General features: G+C 59.2%; 12 protein-coding genes. 9 read left to right on the forward strand and 3 right to left on the reverse strand.

Annotation, left to right across the window (positions count from 1 at the left end):
• Positions 1-12: 12 nt before the first annotated feature.
• A complete protein-coding gene (locus GRX76_RS04420; RefSeq protein WP_160152197.1) occupies positions 13-2,748 on the reverse strand; it encodes a TonB-dependent receptor domain-containing protein in 2,736 nt (911 codons plus the stop codon).
• Positions 2,749-3,021: 273 nt separating this feature from the next.
• Between GRX76_RS04420 and GRX76_RS04425 the strand changes: the two genes are divergently transcribed.
• The 3 genes from GRX76_RS04425 to GRX76_RS04435 all read left to right on the forward strand — a co-directional run bounded on the left by GRX76_RS04425 (position 3,022) and on the right by GRX76_RS04435 (position 6,378).
• A complete protein-coding gene (locus tag GRX76_RS04425) occupies positions 3,022-5,142 on the forward strand; it encodes a winged helix-turn-helix domain-containing protein (RefSeq protein WP_160152198.1) in 2,121 nt (706 codons plus the stop codon).
• A 37-nt stretch (positions 5,143-5,179) separates the two neighbouring features.
• Entirely contained in the window at positions 5,180-5,857 is a 678-nt protein-coding gene (locus GRX76_RS04430) for a pseudouridine synthase (RefSeq protein WP_160152199.1), read from the forward strand.
• Positions 5,858-5,919: 62 nt separating this feature from the next.
• The gene (locus GRX76_RS04435) at positions 5,920-6,378 is read left to right on the forward strand and encodes a hypothetical protein (protein ID WP_160152200.1); all 459 of its coding nucleotides are present in this window, start codon (positions 5,920-5,922) and stop codon (positions 6,376-6,378) included.
• Between the two features lie 96 nt (positions 6,379-6,474).
• On the opposite strand, the gene GRX76_RS04440 is transcribed toward GRX76_RS04435, so the two are convergent.
• Both GRX76_RS04440 and GRX76_RS04445 read right to left on the reverse strand, forming a co-directional pair.
• The gene (locus GRX76_RS04440) at positions 6,475-7,374 is read right to left on the reverse strand and encodes an SDR family NAD(P)-dependent oxidoreductase (protein ID WP_236250544.1); all 900 of its coding nucleotides are present in this window, start codon (positions 7,372-7,374) and stop codon (positions 6,475-6,477) included.
• Positions 7,322-9,058: an SMP-30/gluconolactonase/LRE family protein gene (locus GRX76_RS04445; protein ID WP_160152201.1), complete on the reverse strand. Its 1,737-nt coding sequence runs from the start codon at positions 9,056-9,058 to the stop codon at positions 7,322-7,324. The genes GRX76_RS04440 and GRX76_RS04445 overlap by 53 nt, the downstream gene beginning before the upstream one ends.
• Positions 9,059-9,242: 184 nt before the next feature.
• Here GRX76_RS04445 and GRX76_RS04450 point away from each other — a divergent pair, with 184 nt between their 5' ends.
• From GRX76_RS04450 to GRX76_RS04475, 6 genes are all read left to right on the forward strand, one after another.
• On the forward strand, positions 9,243-10,394 hold the full coding sequence (locus GRX76_RS04450; RefSeq protein ID WP_160152202.1) for a mandelate racemase/muconate lactonizing enzyme family protein: 1,152 nt from the start codon (positions 9,243-9,245) through the stop codon (positions 10,392-10,394).
• Between the two features lie 156 nt (positions 10,395-10,550).
• Positions 10,551-13,199, forward strand: a complete 2,649-nt coding sequence (locus tag GRX76_RS04455) for a TonB-dependent receptor (protein ID WP_160152203.1) — start codon at positions 10,551-10,553, stop codon at positions 13,197-13,199.
• Between the two features lie 136 nt (positions 13,200-13,335).
• Positions 13,336-14,271, forward strand: a complete 936-nt coding sequence (locus tag GRX76_RS04460; RefSeq protein ID WP_160152204.1) for a 2-dehydro-3-deoxygalactonokinase — start codon at positions 13,336-13,338, stop codon at positions 14,269-14,271.
• Positions 14,268-14,915 (forward strand): 2-dehydro-3-deoxy-6-phosphogalactonate aldolase, encoded by a 648-nt coding sequence (locus GRX76_RS04465; RefSeq protein ID WP_160152205.1) that lies wholly within the window; start codon positions 14,268-14,270, stop codon positions 14,913-14,915. Before GRX76_RS04460 ends, GRX76_RS04465 begins: the two co-directional genes overlap by 4 nt.
• On the forward strand, positions 14,912-16,663 hold the full coding sequence (locus tag GRX76_RS04470) for a Na+:solute symporter (RefSeq protein ID WP_160152206.1): 1,752 nt from the start codon (positions 14,912-14,914) through the stop codon (positions 16,661-16,663). The genes GRX76_RS04465 and GRX76_RS04470 overlap by 4 nt, the downstream gene beginning before the upstream one ends.
• Before the next feature lie 15 nt (positions 16,664-16,678).
• On the forward strand, positions 16,679-18,154 hold the full coding sequence (locus GRX76_RS04475; protein WP_160152207.1) for a sulfatase-like hydrolase/transferase: 1,476 nt from the start codon (positions 16,679-16,681) through the stop codon (positions 18,152-18,154).
• Positions 18,155-18,224 lie beyond the last annotated feature (70 nt).

Genomic DNA, 18,224 nt, shown 5'->3' on the forward strand with positions numbered 1-18,224 from the left:
TGCCTGATTTGTTTACAGGGTCTGCTTGTAACGCAGGTAAACCGTGCGACCAATGACGTCGTACCCCAGCCAGTCGGCGTGGTAGGGGAAGTCGTTGCGCAGGGTGCTGTAGCGGTGAAACAGCGGCGGCATTTCATCCGTTGCATTGTTTACACCCAGTGTCACCTTCCCTTCCCAGGGGAATTCGTAGCTGGCGTTTACATTCAGGGTTTTGTAAGCCGCCAGTGTGTCACTGGCCAGCGCCTCACTGCCGTCCGGGTACTCAAAATAGTCTTCACCCTGCGCTTCTCCGGTATAGAAGTAGGTCAGGTTGAGGCTGTAGTTGTCCCGGCGCCAGCTCACGGAGCTGTTGGCCTTGAGCTTCGGGGTGTAGTGGAGCTGGGTAGCATCTTCCACGTCGCCGCCGGCATATTCCTGATACAGCTTTTCGGCGATGTAGGAGGTCTCCACGGAGAAATCCAGAATGCCGAGATCGCCCAGCTCGAACTCCTTGCTGAAGCGCGCGTCCACGCCGCGGGTGGATTCAAAGGCGGCGTTGATCGGGCCCTTGCGCATGCACAGCAGGTTCTCGACACCGTCGTCGACGATATTGATGTAACCCAGTCCGCTGAACTGGTTACAGCTGGCGTATTGCCCGGTCAGGTTGTAATTGGGGTCTTCGAGCACTTCATTGGTGCTTACGCTGCGTACGGCGCCACGCAGTTCGATTTCCCACACATCCAGGGTCATTTCGATACTGTCGGTGGGTGTCCATACCAGCCCCAGGTTCCAGTAGTCCCCTTTTTCTTCCTCCAGTGCCATATTGCCGGCCGACCAGGAGTCGTAGTCGTCTTCGATCACCTCGCCGCTGGCCAGGGTCAGGTTGGTGGAGCCGAAGCCCAGGGTTTCACCGGCGTACAGTCGGTGCATATCCGGGGCGCGGAAGCTTTTGCCCCAGCTGCCGCGCAGCAACAGGTCTTCGGTGGGGTGATAGGTCAGGCCCACCTGTGGGGTGAAGGCGCCGCCCACATCGGAATCGTCGTTGTAGTGGTCGTAGCGGGCCGCTGTGGATAATTCCAGGGACTGGCCGCTGGCGGTATCCAGGAGGGGGATCAGCAATTCCGCGGACAGCGCACTGCGCTGGCGGTCACCGCCACCATTGGTGCCGCCCTGGCCGAGCAGGCCGCCGGTGCGGGTGTCTTCATCCTGAGAGTCGTCGTAACTTTCGCTGGCCCACTCGAAGGATGTGGCGAAGGCGATGGGGCCGGCAAACCCTTCCATCAGATCCCCGGAGAGCACTGCCTGGAACTGGTTCATGGTGGCTTCGGAGTCCGTAACCGACACATCCATCAGGCGCGCAGCCTGGGCATCGGTCAATTTGTCCAGCGGGTACCACTTGTCGCTGGTGTCGTTGGGATCGAGGGTGATGTTGTCCAGCAGCGCAGCGCCGTTGACCATGTGGTATTTGTTGCGGTCGTACAGGTTTAGCGCCGATGACCAGGAGATGTCCAGGTCGTACTCGCCAAACAGGGTTCCGGAGGCACCGGCAGTTACCGCGTACTTCTGTACCGTGGATTCGTACATGCGCTGGCCGGGGAAGTCCGCAAACCGGCGGCGGATCTGGAAGCGGTGGTAATCGTCCATGCCCTCAGTGGTATAGGCCAGGCGACCATCGGCGGCATCCATGTAGATGTCTTCGCCGATGCCCTTGTCGGTCTTGAAGCGATCGGAGGTCTTGTAGGAACTCTGCAGGCTGCCGAACAGGTTCCACAGGTCGTTGAGCTGGTATTCGGTGTTGATCACCAGGTTGATCCGCTCATCGGCGGGCAACACGCCTTCGGTGGCGTCGCTGTCGTAATAGCAGCGGTAGGACTGGTCGGGCAGATAGACCGCACCGCCGGCGAGAATGTCGTCACACAGGGCTTCGCTGGCGTAATTTCTCGAGGATGCGTGGAACACCTCGTCGTAGTCCCGCAGATAGGCCGCGGTGCTGGACGGGGCATCGAGATTGTCGGGGCCGTTGCCCCAGGCCAGGTCGCCGTCATCGTCGTTGTAGTAGCGGGGTGAATACAGGAAGTCGCGGTCGCGGTTGAGCAGCTCCTCCACCTGCTTGTACTCCACCATCACCATGGTGTTGGATTTTTCGGTGGTGAAGCCCTGGGTAAACGACAGTTCTACCTGCTTGTTACCGCCCTGCTCCGGGGCCGTGTAGCGGGCGTCGAACTCGGTGCCCTCGTAGCCTTTCTTGAGAATAATGTTCACCACGCCGCCGATGGCGTCGGAACCGTAAATTGCCGAGGCGCCACCGGTCAGGATTTCGATACGCTCGACCGCGCTGGCGGGAATATCGGAGACATCGGTAAAGTTGGTGGAGCCGCCGTAAGCGGTGGGGAAGGAGGCCTGGCGGCGCCCGTTGATCAGGATCAGGGTGCGGTTGACCCCCATGCCGCGCAGGTTGACGGAGCTGGCACTCTCCACGTAGGAGCCGTCGGCACTGAAGTTGACCCCGGAGTTGGCGGTGGAGGTCTGCAATACGTCGGTGATGGAAGTGAGGCCGCTGGCCTCGATATCGACGGCAGAGATGACCTGTACCGGCGCTACCCCTTCGAGGTCGATGCGCTTGATGCGGGAGCCGGTGACTTCAACCCGTTCCATCAGCGGTTCGCTGGCCCCAGTGCTTGGCTCCTGCTGCATGGCGGCGAGGCCGGGCACAGCACTCATGGAGCCGATGCCGATCCCTATGGCCAGTGCGAGTTTGTTCGCGTTCAAATTGTGTCCCTCCGAAGCTTGTTGTGTGGTTATTATTCGCCGGCGTTGCGGCGTGGAACCTTTTGTACGAGAGGGGGCGAAGCGGTCGCAAGCGAGGGCAGGTCGGAAAGTGTCTGGCGAATATCTTTTAAACTCTTTTTTATTGAAATCAATGAGTTACGGGCCGTTGAGGGCTGTGGTCGCATTTTCTATCAGGGCGTCTGCGGTATAATTTCGGGCCAGAATTGATGGTTTGGGTGGGGAAATCGTGTTGGATTTCAGGGGAGTAAACCGGTGACCGGTAAGCCGGAATACGACATTGGCGAGGTCCGCGTCGATCTCGCGGAGCAGAGCGTATCGCACGGCGATACGCGCCTGGATCTGTCCCAGAAAAAATACTTCGATGTGCTCCAATGCCTGGTCGAGCACTACCCCAACTGGGTCACCCGCCAGCAGCTGATCCAGCAGGTGTGGGGTGGCAATCATTTTGTCGGCGACAAGGCCATCAACAATGCCATCTGGCATATTCGCAAGGCACTGGCGGATATCGACCCCGATACCCAGTACATTGTGACCAAGCGCGGACACGGCTATCGCCTGGCAGTTGAGCCGCTGCTCAGGGTGGCGGACCCGGATCAACCCGCGGCGGCTTCCGGTAATTCACGCCGCGGCTGGATAATTGGAGGGGCGGTCGTCGCAGCGGCGCTGCTGGCCGTGGCTGTGTTCGCGGCCCTGTTGAGCGCATCACCTCGGGACATGGTGCTAAGCAACGAGCGATTGACCAATTATCCCGGCAGCGAATTTACCCCGGCGGTGGACCGGAATCGTCAGCAACTGGCGTTTACCTGGGCGCGGCCGAACCAGGATGCGGATCTCTACCTGCGTCCACTCGCCGGTGGGGGCCCCCCGAAACAGCTGACCCACACCGAGCAAAGCGAGCACAGTCCGGTGTGGGCGCCCGGGGGCGAGGGCATTTACTATATCGAGCGGGATCGCCAGCAACAGCGTTGCGCGGTGAAGTACCTCGACTTGGCGACGCTGTCGCGCAGCCGCATTACTGACTGTCAGTACGACCTGAATACGCATATTGCTATCCACCCCTCCGGCGACTTCCTGGCCGTCAACAAGACCGAGCCCGGAATATTCAACAGCGGCATCTACTTGGTTGACGTCAAAGATCCCGCACATCCCGAGCGACGCATTTCCTGTGGCGATTCCTGCAAGTATGAGGATCGCGATATCGCCTTTTCCGGCGATGGCAAAAGCCTGGCGTTCAGCCGGCGGATGGACCTGCTGTCCGAAGATATCTATGTGCGGGATCTGGACAGCGGCGAAGAGCGCCGTATCACCCGTAGCGAGAGCGATATAAAGAGCCTGGGGTGGGGCAAGCAGGATAGGCGCATCGTCTATGCCAGCAAGATTGCCGGCAAGCGCGTGGTGCGCATGGTGGACCTCGACAGCGGCGAGGCGACACAGCTGGCATTGCCCGGCATCAGCAGCCTGAGTCAGGTACCTGGCAGCAATCGTTACGTGTATAGCCTGGGCAACACCGACAAGTACATCGGCTATCTGGACCTGGGGAGTGACCTGCGTGCGGCTATCCCCCTGCTGCAGGCCAACTTCAGCCAGCGCAATGCACACTATTCCCAGGTGCAGGGCAAACTGGTGTTCTGTTCCAATGAGTCCGGAGCGATGGAGCTCTGGGTGAGTCAACTGGACGGCAGTCACCGCGAGAAAATAACCAACCTCAATGGCGAGGTGATGACACCGCGCTGGTCTCACGCCGGTGACCGTATTGCCTTTGTTGCGGCGGACAGTTCCGCTGCCGGCAACCAGCTGATGGTGCTGGACTTTGCCACCCGCGAAGTGCGTCAGATAGTACCGGGGGAAGATGGTCCGGGTTTTTACAACTTCAGTCGCCCGGCCTGGGCTGAGGACGATGCCCATCTCTACGCCACCGTTTCAACCGGCGGTGAGTACCTCGGTTTCCGCTTTGACCTGGCGGCTGGGGGTGGGCAGCCCCTGAGTGATATCCCCATGGTCAAATTGTTGCCCGCCGGGGATGACAGGTTTCTGTTTGTCCGCAGCGATGGCGGCTTGTGGCAGGGCGCAATGAGCCCCGTGACTGCGCGTCTCGAAGAGGTACGGCAGCTGCTGCCTGCGGATGCCTTCGCGACGCAATTTAACTGGGATCTTTACCGGGGACAGGTGTTTTTCCAGCAGAGTGCGGGTATCCACAGCCGGGTGATGAAGCTGGATCTGGACAGCGGTGAAGCCAGCGGGCTGGCCCTGATTCCCCGCGGCGCGGTGGAGCGCCTTGGCGATTTCAGTTATGTACCGGAGAAAAACTGGCTGCTGTTCACCCAGCGCGAATCCTACCAATCCGATATTTACCAATTTGAGCTGCGGGATTGATCTCCGTCGCCGTTGCCTGAACATTTCCGGAGCCTGTGTGCGTCCTTACCAACCCCCTCTCGATCCGTGGCTAGATACCGTCTACTGCGATGCGCAGTTACTGGTGCTGGACAAGCCCAGCGGCCTGCTCACTGTCCCCGGACGCGATCCCGCGCACAAAGACAGCCTCGCCAGCCGCGCCCAGGCGGAATATCCCGATGCCCTGATCGTACACCGCCTGGATATGGATACCTCGGGGCTGGTGGTGATGGCGCGGGGCGCCGATATTCACCGCCAGTTGAGCAGGCTGTTTCAGGACCGCGAAGTGGAAAAAAGCTATCTGGCGCGAGTGTGGGGCGAGCCTGCGGCGGACCAGGGAGAAGTGGATCTGCCACTGATCTGCGACTGGCCCAACCGACCGCGGCAGAAGGTCTGTTTCGAGTCCGGCAAGCCGTCACTCACCCGCTGGCAGAAACTCGACAGCGATGGAAAAACCAGCCTGCTCCTGCTGACCCCTGTTACCGGCCGTTCGCACCAGTTGCGGGTACACATGCAGTCCATCGGCCACCCGATTCTCGGCGACCCCTTCTATGCGCACCCGGAGGCACTCGCGGCCGCGCCGCGTCTTTTGCTACATGCCCAGGAGTTGGGGTTTGAACACCCGGTGCTGGGAAAATCGATGCACTTTTTGTGTAACCCGGGCCCCGAATTTCAGGTTGGTAACGGAAGGGATTGATTGCCGCGGAGGCTGGTAACGCCTGCTAAGCTCTCACCGAATTTCATTTTTCCGGGGTAGGTATGTTGCGCACAATTTTGTGTATTGGCACCTGTATATGGAGTCTGTCGGGCTGGGCCGGGATGCTTGCCGAGGGCCGCAGTTCAGTTACCGAGGACGCCACCATTGAAGCCGGCTGGCGTATGTACACCCTCTACACCGGGCCGGAAGCCTGTGAAAAATCCTCGCCTATCGCGCATATGGAAGTAGAGCCCGGCGAAGTCCGGGTGCGTGTGGGGGAGGCCTGGGAGCCTAAACAACTGGTCGTACGCGCTTTCGATACGCAAAACCGGTTTGTGCCGGCGGCGCCGCTGACGGTCAGTCTGTACGAAGATTCTGAACTGGTGGATACCCGGGGATCGGACAGCAAGGTACGGGGGATAAAACCCGGCTGGATGCTGCTGGTGATCCAGGGAATTTGTGTTGGTGCGTCGGGGCAGGATGCACCGAAGGTTGAGATTCCGTTTATGGTTGTCGACTAGGCGGATGTGAAGGTAGAGCGGAGCGAATAACTGTTCTTGCAAAAAAACGAGTTACCACCGGCTGCATTGCTCACTGGCGTAGTCATTAGGATCTCTTTATGTTGCTCCGCCATCGACGATCATTGTCTGACCTGTTACGTGACGGCTGTCGTCTGCAGCTAACCACAGTGCCAAACGGCTTATATCACTTGGATCCAGCAATGTTTTAAGGCATTGCTTTTCCAGGTATTGGTCAATTTTTTCTGGAAATTTTCTTGCCTTTTCTTGTTGCCTCTCGGTGAGCACCCAGCCCGGCGCAATGGAGTTTACGCGAATGTCGTGGGGGCCCAGCTCTCGCGCCAAGGATTTTGTCATGCCCATTATGGCTGCTTTGGTTGTGGTGTAAGCGGATACGCCAACGGCGCCGATCATCCAGGAAATGGAACCCATATTGATAATGCTGCCGCCAGTGTATGCCTTCATCTGTCCCGCGACCCGCTGGACGAGAAAGTACTGATGGCGCAGGTTGACGGCGACGCGGTCATCCCAGTATTCGGGGGTAACCTCGTCAAACGTGTGCGCCTCGTCGTGGCCGGCATTGTTGATCAGGACCTGGATACAGCCTATTTCTTTTTCGAGTGCGTCTACGGCGCGTCTGGTCGCAGCGATATCACGCAGGTCACAAACCTGAAATAGCGGTCGGTTGCCTGTGTCTGCCTCGACAGTGCTAGCGGTGGTTTCAGCAGTGTTAGCGCACAGGTCGAGATAACCGACACGCGCGCCTTGAGCGCAGAAGTGTTGTACCAGTGACGCACCGATACCTGCGGCACCACCGGAAATCAGCACTGTCTTGCCTTCGAGGCTGGGGTATTTTGCGAAATTCATGTTTTCTATCCGCTCGGCTCTACCGCTCGGCTCCCAGATTTTATGGATTTCTTTACGCTGTTTTCTGTGGCCGCCTGGATTAGCCTGCGTATGTGGCCACGGGGACACCACGAATCCCGGTGTCGATGGCAAACACACTTCCCGACAGCGGCGCTTCGGCCAGCAGGCTCGACGAGAGGCGAATCCGGGCCGATGTGACGTACAGGGTTTTGAGATCGGGACCGCCGAAGGCGCAGCTGGTCGGGCGCGGCACTGGTAGATCGACAACGCGATCAATCACGCCATCGGCATCGAAGCGCACCACGCGCCAGCCGTCCCAGATGGCACTCCAGACACCACCTTCACTGTCTACCGCCAGGCCATCGGGAGAGCCGTCGTCGTCGTTCAGGCGCGCAAACACTCGCTGGTTTTCCAGGCGCCCAGAGGCCAGGTCGTAGTCGAACACATAGATAGTGCGCTCGCCGGAATCCGTCAGGTACATGCGTGTGGAGTCTGCGTTCCAGCCGATACCGTTGGAAATGTGCAGCCCGTCGAGCACCTTGCGGAGTTTTCCGTTTTCCTCCAGGCAGTACAGAGAACCGCGATTGGGGGAGGCGTCCAGAGCAACGGTGCCGGCCCAGAAACGCCCCTTGGCGTCGCATTTTCCGTCATTAAAACGTAAACCGGTCATGTCTTCCGGTGCGGCAATGGGTGTCATTTTGCCGCTGCTGATGTCCACCGCACGAAAACCGTACTGGGTGACCGCGATATGGCCGCCGCGCTTGCGTGGCACCATGGCACCGACAATTTCAGGCAGTTGCACTTTGTTGTCGATCCCAGCCTCGGGCACCGAAATGTGCGCGGCAGGTTCCAGGATATCGACCCATTCCAGTTTCTGTTCCGCGGTGTTCCAGTGTGGCCCCTCACCCAGGAACGCCTGGGAAGAAACGCTGCATTCCCAGGTACTGGCGTGCGTGACTACTGGGCGGCGGTGAACAGCAATAGACATCAGGCTTTCGCCCACATTACCCGAGATACGACGCGCAGACTCAATCAGGTCCCGGCCGAGGCTGTGTAGCTTTTCCGCGGACAAGCGGTAGGCTCCGCCGGTAATGGATATGGCCCCTAGCGGTTGTCCGCGGTGATCAAGGATCGGGGCTGCCACAGAATTGATACCGTCGAACTGCTCTTCCACCGAGATGGCGTAGCCGCGTGCCTTAGTAAGGTCGAGGTGGCGACTCAGCTCTTCGGTACTAGTGATGGTGTTCGCGGTGAGACGTGTCGGATCTAATTTGCGCAGGATCTGATCCAGCTGCGCCGGCGGCAGGTGGGCAAGAATCGCCTTGCCCATAGCGCTGGCATGCAGGGACAGACGTTTGCCAACGCCCAGCCCCAGTCGCAGCGGGTGCAATGTTTCTTTCTGATCGATGATTAGAATGCCATCGCCTTCCATCACTGCGAGACGTGACGTCTCGTCGGATAGGGCCTGCAGCCGAAATAGCTCCGGTTCGGAGGCGCCGCGGAGGTCAAATTCATCCCATACCTTGTGTGCCATCTCGAACAGGTGGGGACCCAGGCGGTACGTTTGGTCGCTTTCATCCAGGCGAATGAAACGGAAGTCCATCAGTGCCTGCAGTATCCGGTGCAGTGTGCCCTTGGGTAACCCGGACAGGTCCAGCAGTGTGCTGAAACGAACCGGCGCTGATGCCTCCGCGACAATCTTCAGTACCGACAACCCTTTCCACAAGGCCTGAGTGCCCGGCACGGGCCCTTTGGAACTGGAGTCCGAACCTGAGCCCTCCAGTACTGAGCCCCAGGCTTCCCTTTCTTCTTTCATTCTTGCGCCAAAGTCTACGTAGATTGCCGTCATTATCGTTGCTTACCCAATGAATTCAATCGATCACTCACCGCTGGCGTTGCCAACATGTGATCCATTGTTCTATATTTTGGAACTCAGGTCTATATGTTTAATCAGGTCGCGGCCATTTCGCGGTCCGCGACGGGGAAACCCGGGAGGGTGAATGAAGATTGTCGATATCCAGCGGTGGCTGATCCGCATGCCGTTCAGCGAGGACATCCTGTGGGCTTCGGGCCGACGTCTTGGTGCCACACGTATCGTGGTGCGTATTACCACGGACGAGGGCACCGAAGGCTGGGGTGAGACCATCTGCCTGCTGGACACAGTACGCGCGGTATTCGATGAGGTGGTTATGCCGCTGGCGCGGGGCTATTGCGTGACCGAGGTAGAACGCTTTACACGCAATGTGCTCGGTGCGGGTTACTACCACCACAAGCGTGCGGCAGTAATGGCGTGTGCAGCCATGGAAATGGCAATGTGGGATGCCTATGGCAAGCGGCTGGAGCAGCCGCTGCACAAGTTGTGGGGGGGCGCCTGGCGCACAGAAATTCCGGCCTCCGCTTACCTGTTCCTGCCGGATCCGGTGGCAGTGGCAGACAAGGCGAAATGGTTTCTCGACCGCGGCTTTACATCCTTCAAGGCCAAGATCGGTTTCGATTACCGCACCGATATCGCGGTCACTGAGGCAGTAAGGCGAGCCGTTGGCGACTGCGAGCTGCGTGTAGATGTCAACGGTGCCTGGACGCCAGGCACCGCCCGACGCTTGCTGGCACGATTGGCGGACTACGACCTGTCTTATGTAGAGCAGCCGCTGCAGCTCGATGACCTGATTGGCCATGCGAAATTGCGTGAGTGCCAACTTACCCCAATTGCCTTGGATGAGAGCGCTTACACCCTGGAGGACGTGGTCAACATCGTGCGGATGGAGGCGGCGGATGTACTGTTGCTGGACCCCCACGAAGCCGGCGGTTGCTGGCAGGTGATCAAGCAGGCCGGTATCGCCGAGGCCGTGGGCATCCCGTTGTCGCTACACAGCGGTGGCGAGATGGGTATCTCGCAGGCCGCCTATCTGCACCTGGCCGCTTCCATTCCCAATATGACGATCTCCATCGATACCGAGCGCGACTATCTGGCAGATGACATCGTTGCCGAGCCGCCAGCGCTGGTAGATGGGCGCTATCGGGTGCCCCAGGGGCCAGGTCTGGGCGTCGAGCCGCTCGTGGAGAAGCTGGAGCAGTACAGTGTAGATCGCATTGCCGGGGCCTACCTGGATGGCGAGCGCCCGGGATGGTTTCCGGTAAAACCCGAATTTTAGTGAGATTAAAATTGTGGAACTTAGTTTTATATTTTGAAACTGAGTTCCAGCGATGATAGTCTCGGTTCCAATATCTGGAAGTAGTGGTACGGTAATCGCCGCAGTTGGCGGTGATTTCATCAAATAATAATCTGTGCGACTGATGAGGAAACAATAATGAAAACTTCAAACCGTGTGAGAAGGGATACCAGCTTGCTGGCGCTGACTTGTTCTCTGGCGGGTACTGCCTTTGCTCTCGGGGCGGGTGCCGCCCATGCAGAAGACGCTGCCCGCAGTGAGATAGAAGAAGTGGCGGTGACGGGTATCCGCGGCAGTTTGCAGGATGCCGCCGATCGCAAACGCGACTCGGATACCTTTATTGACGCCATTGTGGCGGAAGATATCGGCAAATTGCCGGACAACAATGTGGCAGAGTCGCTGCAGCGGGTGTCCGGAGTGCAGATCCGCCGCACGGCGGGGGAAGGTAGTAGTGTTGCGATTCGAGGCCTGCGCCAGAACCGTATCGAGATCAATGGCCGGTCTTATGTGGGACCCTACGGCCGCGGCGTGGATGATACCTCTGCCGGCGGCGGTAACCAGGATGTTTTGCGCTACCTGCCCTCTGAGCTGATCAGCTCTCTTGAGGTCACCAAACTGATGTCCGCCGACCAGATCGAAGGTTCACTCGGGGGCACCGTCAATGTGAAAACCCGCAAGCCGCTGGATAACGCCGGCTTCAATGCATCCGCTGGCCTGGACCTGTCGCGCCAGGACCTGAACGGCGATGCCGCAGAGAAATTTTCTTTCCTGGTTTCCAACAGCTTTGCCGACGACACCATCGGCGTGCAGTTGAGCGGCGTGGTTGGCGGCCGCAACGCCCGCGAGGACAAGTTCTGGAACTTCGGTGGCTGGGTACCCATGTCTGGTGTGGACAATAATGGGGACGGTATCGACGCCTTCCGCATGAGTGATTTGCGCTATCAATCTTCCGTCGACGAGCGCGATGACGACGCCCTCAACCTGGTGGTGCAGTGGCAGCCGTCTGACAAGCTGAACACCTACGCGGAAGTTCTGCACACTAATTCCGATACCGAAAACTACCGCGACTGGGTTGCCGCCAACACCAGTGGCAACCTGGCGGATTACAACGGTACCGCCGAATTTTCTGGTAGCGACAGCCTCCTTTCAGGCACCTATAACACCGCCATTCAGGGCAATGTCACCCGTGCCCAGTTCGACTCCACTACTACTCAGTTCGCGTTTGGCGGTGAGTTGATGGCCACCGAGCGCCTGATGCTGTCATCTGAGCTCAGTCACTCCAAGGCAGAACTGGTCGAGGGGCAGCAGTTCCTGCGCGCCCAGACCGACGACAGCTACGAGGTCAGCTTCGACTTCGGTGCGGGCGAATTCGCCAGTTTGATGCTGCCGGGAAATGTCGACTTCACCGATCCCTCCCTTTATAGCTACACCGTTGGTTTCGATCGCCTGTTCTATTTCGAAAACGAGGAAACAGCCTTCCGCCTGGACGCCGATTACGAGCTGGGTATGGGCATCTTTGAATCCATCGAAGCCGGTGTGCGCTGGGCCGATATGGCAGCGGAGAAGGACTTCCACGAGCAGGTGTTCCGTCCGGGTATCAATGCCGCCGATCCCTCGGTTGCAGGCCTATGGCAGTCGGTCAACCGCGGCAATATTCTCGGCGGTAGCTCGGGAATCAACTTCCCGGGTGAGTACCTGGTACCGGACGCCTCTGGTGGCCCCGGCTACTGTGCCAACTTCGTCCCTGACTGTGCCGGCCCGACCCCGAGCCCGACCAACTACTACAAGGTTGAGGACACCATCACTGCTGCCTACCTGAAGGCAAACTACTTTACCGAGGTCAATGGCTACGCGGTGTCCGGTCACTTCGGCGTGCGCGTCGCCAGTACCGATACCACCGTCAACAACACCGCCACGCTGGCAACGGATACTGGCAGTGAGCTGGTGGCGCAATCGATCGAAGAGTCCTACACCGATGTGTTACCGAGTGCGGTGATGAAGGTGGACCTCAGTGAGAATCTTTTGCTGCGCCTCGGCTATGCGGATGTTATTGCGCGCCCGGATACCATCGACCTGGCAGTAGCACTGGATGTGGACCCTAAAGAGGGGGCGGCCAGCGCCGGCAACCCGGGGCTGGAACCCTTCCGTGCTTCCCAGTTCGATGCCTCGCTGGAATGGTATTTCGATAATGAGGCCGCGTTGACCACCGGTATTTTCTACAAGGATGTGGAGTCCTTTATCGTCACCGAAACCAATCAGGAAGTGCTCCCGGGCTTTGGCGACACGCCCTACTTGGTAACCCGCCAGCGCAATGGTGAGGGTGGCAGCGTCAACGGGGTGGAAATTTCCTATCAGCAGCCATTCACCTTCCTGCCGCAACCGTTCGACGGCTTCGGTGCGCTGGTGAACTACTCCTGGATCGACAGCTCCACCGGTCTGGAAAATGCCCGCACCGGTGAAGAACTGCCACTGATCGGTTTGTCTGAGAACAACTTCAACGTAATCGCCTACTACGAGAATGACCTGCTCAGCGCGCGCCTGGCCTACAACTGGCGCGATGAGTTTGTGGACAAGATCGGCGCTGGCGGTGCTGCGGTATTTACCGAGGACTTCTCTTCTCTGGATCTGTCGCTGCGCTACAACATCACCGATTCGGTGGCGCTCGATTTCGAGGCGATTAACCTCACCGAAGAACCGGAGCAGAAATACGTCGGCACCGCGGATGCGCGTTGGATCCACGCCGAAATTGGTCGCCGCCTGACCCTGGGGCTGAGCGCGACCTTCTGATTGCTGTCGTCTCTCTTGTTGCCCCGGCAGAAATGCCGGGGTCTTTTTGACACAGGCCGCAGTGCCTCTCCCTCAGCGTATGGCCAAAGAGTGCGCTGATGAAGAGTTACTGAAAACAATAAAACAGAGGTGATGAGTGAGTGACACTTTTGTGGCCCTCGACTGGGGCACGAGTAAGCTGCACGCCTATCGCATCCATCGCGACAGTGGGGTCGTGGCAGAGAGAAAGCTATCTGTCGGCATTGCGTCGGCTTCGCGGGACGATATGGTGTCAGCCGTTGCGGAGCTAATCGCCGACTGGCCCGATCGCGACGTCTACGCCTCCGGCATGATTGGCTCCAATGCGGGCTGGCTTCCAGTGCCCTATCTGCCTTGCCCATCTGGATTGCCGGTGCTCGCCGCAAACCTGGCAACCACGGAGATCGGCAATGTCGGCTGCCGGATTGTACCGGGCCTGTCCTGCCACTCGATGTTTGACCAGCCGGAGATTATGCGCGGGGAGGAACTGGAAATTCTCGGATTTCTGGCCAATGCAGTACCCGGGGATACCAGTGAGCGACTGCTTTGCCTACCGGGGACCCATACCAAATGGGCGCGCGCCAGTCTGGATGCTGACGGCAACTACCAGGTCGACGATTTCAGCACTTACATGACCGGCGAACTGTTCGATCTGCTGCAAAAACACAGCTTGTTACGCGGGCAGCTAACCGCCGGTAGCGCCGATGCCGGTAGTTTTCTCGCCGGATTCGAGCGCGGCAGTGACGCCGAAGCCGGATTGGCACGACAGTTGTTCGGCGTGCGCGCTCGCCATATTAGCGGTGAACTCAGTGAAGCCGCTTCTGCCAGTTACTGCCGCGGTCTGTTGCTGGGCAATGAGTTGCGCGAGGTGCTGACCACTCTCGTCCCAGAAGGCTCCACACCCACCGTCGAAATCATCGGCAACCCCCATCTTTCCAAACTTTATATGCTCGGCCTGCAGCAAAAGGGCCTGAATGCGAATGTTACACAGAGCCGCGATGCCGTGGTGCGTGCCTTTTTAGAAATTGACAGCCTGTCAGGAGGTTCCCAATGAGTATCAGTCTTGAGCAGGCGTTCCGTGAGTGCCCGGTCGTGGCCATCCTGCGCGGTGTATCCCCGGAGGAGGTCGTCGATGTCGCCCAGGTGCTGTACGACGCAGGTATCCGCATTGCCGAGGTGCCGCTCAACCGGCCAAATGCGTTTGACAGTATCGCACGGCTCAGCGCCGCCATGGGCGAGCGCATGCTGGTGGGCGCCGGTACCGTACTGGACACTGCCGCGGTTGAGCGGGTGGTGGACAGCGGTGGGCGCCTGTGTGTGGCGCCGAATGTCGATACCGCGGTCATCGAGGCCAGCCTCGCGCGCGGCGCTGTTCCCATGCCCGGATTCCAGACCGTGACCGAAGCTTTCACTGCGATCAAGGCGGGTGCCCGCTGGCTCAAGTACTTCCCCGCGGTAGGCGGGCTGGAGGCGGTCAAAGCCATGCGCGAAGTACTGCCGACAGAGATGAAAATCCTCGCCGTTGGCGGCGTGGATACTGGCAACGTCCGCGCATTCCTCGATGGCGGATTCGACGGTGTCGGTATCGGTGGCGGCTTTTACAAATCCGGACGCCCACTGGTAGAAATCGGGCATTACGCACAAGCGGTTGCCGGGCGCATCGCCGGTATGAGTGAGCTGGAGGGCACAGCGCAATGAGTATTTACGATTACACCGTGTTCGCCCTCTACGTGGCCGGCATGGTGGCGGTTGCCGGGATCTTCTACCGTCGCAACAAGAGCTTCAAAGATATGTTTGCCGCTGGTGGCCAGTCCCCTTGGTGGGTCTCCGGCCTCAGCAGTTATATGACGCTGTTCAGCGCCGGCACCTTTGTGGTGTGGGGAGGACTGGCGTACAAGCACGGCATGGTGGCCATTTCCATCAACATGGCCAGTGGCCTGGCGGCACTGCTGGTGGGCTTCTTTATCGCTTCGCGCTGGAAAGCGTTAAATATCGCCACCCCCGCAACCTATATCGAACTGCGTTTCGGCCGCACCGCGGTGCACTACTACACCTGGATGCTGATGCTGGTACGTATCATCGGTTCGGCGGTGGCCTTGTATGCGCTTTCCACCATCCTGGTACCGCTGCTGCCCGGGGCAACCGATGGCAACGGTGAAGTATCGGTGATACCCATCATCCTGATCTGCGGCCTTGTGATCGTGGCCTACACCATTATCGGCGGTCTCTGGGCCGTGCTGATGACCGACGTGCTGCAGTTTATTGTGCTGAGTATTTCCGTGCTGTTCACCGTGTGGCTTGCGCTCGGCGACAGTGGTGGCCTCGCGGCATTCGCGCAGGCGGTGCCAGTCAACTTCCTCGACTTCACCAGCGCCGGCTATTCCTGGTTCTTCCTGCTGGGCTGGTGTGCCATCCACCTGTTTATGCTGGGTGCTGAGTGGGCGTTTGTGCAGCGGCACATCTCGGTGCCGAGCCAGCGCGATGCCCGCAAGGGGGCACTGTTGTTTGGTGCGCTGTACATCATCAGCCCCGCGATCTGGTTGCTCCCGGCCATGGTGTACCGCACGGTCGACCCGACCGCCGACCCTGAGCAGGCCTATATCCTGATGAGTCAGGCGGTTTTGCCACTGGGTATGCTGGGGCTGGTGGCCGCGGCCATGTTTTCCGCCACCGCCAGTATGGTGAGTTCACAGATCAATGTGTTCGCCGGCGTTATGACGGATCGCATCTACTGCGGCCTGTTGCGTCCGGGCGCCAGCGACGGCGAATCGGTGTGGGCCGGCCGCGTCGCTGCGGCCCTGCTGGGGCTGGCCATCATCGCCCTTGCCATGGCCATTCCTTATCTGGGTGGGGCCGAAAAGGTGGTGTTCAGCCTGATGAGCCTGTTTATCAGCCCCATGTTCGCACCGGCACTATGGGGGCTGTTCAGCCGTCACATCTCCGCCAGCGCCGTGTGGCTGACCGCCGGCGTGGCAGTGACACTGGGTGTCCTGCTCAAGTATCTGGCGGCGCCAACAGGAATGCTCGCCGCTATTCCACAATTTGACGGGCTGGTGCAGTGGACGGCGGACAATGCGCGCAGTCTGGATATTTATATTGGCGTGGTCGCGCCGTTGGTGGTCCTGTCATTGCTGGAAATTCGCGGTCGCCTCAAGGCGCGGGCCGCTGCCGGCTGGCTGTCGCTGCAGTCGGTGGCGGTGCATCGGGAAACCGATGCGGAGGCAAGTGCCGCGGATGGCCGCCTGCCGCTGATGATTGTCACCTGGTCGGTGCTGGCCTGTGCAGCGATCACGACGTTGCTGACACTGGTAAATCCCGGGGTTCGCTTCGAAATGGCCACACTGTCCCTGTTGCTATTCATTACCGCCGCGATCTTGGGGCGTCTGCTGGCAAAGCCCGGCCTGCGCGAAGAACCCACAATCAATGCCCCGCAAGCCCGCGCCTGACAGGAGCCTGTATCTATGAAAAAACGTACTTTTTTTCCAGCGCTGGTCACTGCAATTCTGGTAGCGGTGTCCGGTTGTGATGCAGCGCCGCCTTCATCCTCAGGCGATGGAGTACCGCAGAACAGTGTGGTACCCGAAGAGAAAACAGCAGCTCCCAACTTTGTGTTTATCTTTGCCGACGACCTGCGCTACGACACTCTGGGTACGACCAATCCGCAATTGCACACACCGAGTATCGACGGCTTCGCCGAAGAGGGAATGCGCTTTGGCAACGCCTTCAGTGTGCTGTCCGTGTGCAGCCCCAGTCGCGCCACGGTGCTGACCGGGCGCTACCCATCCTCCCACGGTGTTACTACCTATGGCGACACACCGGTGCGCCCCGGCAACCCCTCATTTGTCACCGCGCTGCGCGATGCGGGCTACCGCACTGGCGTGACAGGCAAGTGGCACTTGGGCAACACGCCACAGGAAATGGGCTTCCAGTCTGCAGATATATTTCACGCGAACGGCCCCTGGTACGGACGCGAGGTGAGTGAGAATGGTGAAGCGAAAACCGTCCCCGGTTTTATCGAAACCTGGTCTGTTGACCGCTCGATAGCGTTTCTGAAAGAGGCCGGTGCGAAACAGCAGCCATTCTTCCTCTGGTACAACACCCAGGTGCCGCATATGGATCACGAGTTTGCCTGGCCGGCGAGCGCGTCTTCCATGGATCGCTACGATGCGCAGCAGGTGCCACTACCCGCGTCCTACCCACCGGATCTCGATGCCACTGGCAAGCCCCCTTACCTGCAAGAATCCCGCAGTTTTACCCGCGCGATGGAAGTGTACGGCTATAAGGACGAGGCGAAGTTGCGCGCCCATATCCGCGACTACTACGCGGCGGTCACCGATATGGATGCCGAGGTAGGGCGCTTGCTGGAGTCACTGGAGACTCTCGGGCTCAGAGAAAATACCTATGTCATTTTCATGTCCGACAACGGCTGGCAGCTGGGCGAACACGGCCTCACCAGCAAGGTGCTGGCTTACCGCCGCTCCATGCAGGTGCCGCTGTTGATCGCGGGCCCCGGCATTGAACCAGCACAGACCGACAGCATCGTCACCAACGCGGACCTGGCGCCGCTGATACTGGAGCTCGCGGGCGTGGCCCCGGCGGCGGAATTTCACGGCGAATCCTTTCGCGATCTGTTACTGAAAAAAGGCGATTTCGAGCGGGAATTTTTCTACTACGAATCCCCCACGCCGCAACTGGTACCGAGATCCTTTTTCGCTATTCGCAATAACCGGCATCTCTATATTGAAACCTACGCTAACGGCGATGAAGGCAAAACAGCGAACGGTGGTACCGCGGCGCCGGAGTTTATTGAACTCTACGATATCGGCGGTGACCCGGATGAGCTGGTCAACCTGGCCCTGCAGCAGGGTCATGAAAAAATTCTGCGGCAGTATGCAGAGCAATTGAGAAGCGAGAGACAGCGGTACGGTTCTCTGTAGTGAGAAGTGGCTGGTGCGCCGATATTCAGCCGGCAAGCCAGCCTCTACTTTAATCCCCGGTGCAACGCCG

Source organism: Microbulbifer sp. ALW1 (assembly GCF_009903625.1).
Classification (GTDB): domain Bacteria; phylum Pseudomonadota; class Gammaproteobacteria; order Pseudomonadales; family Cellvibrionaceae; genus Microbulbifer.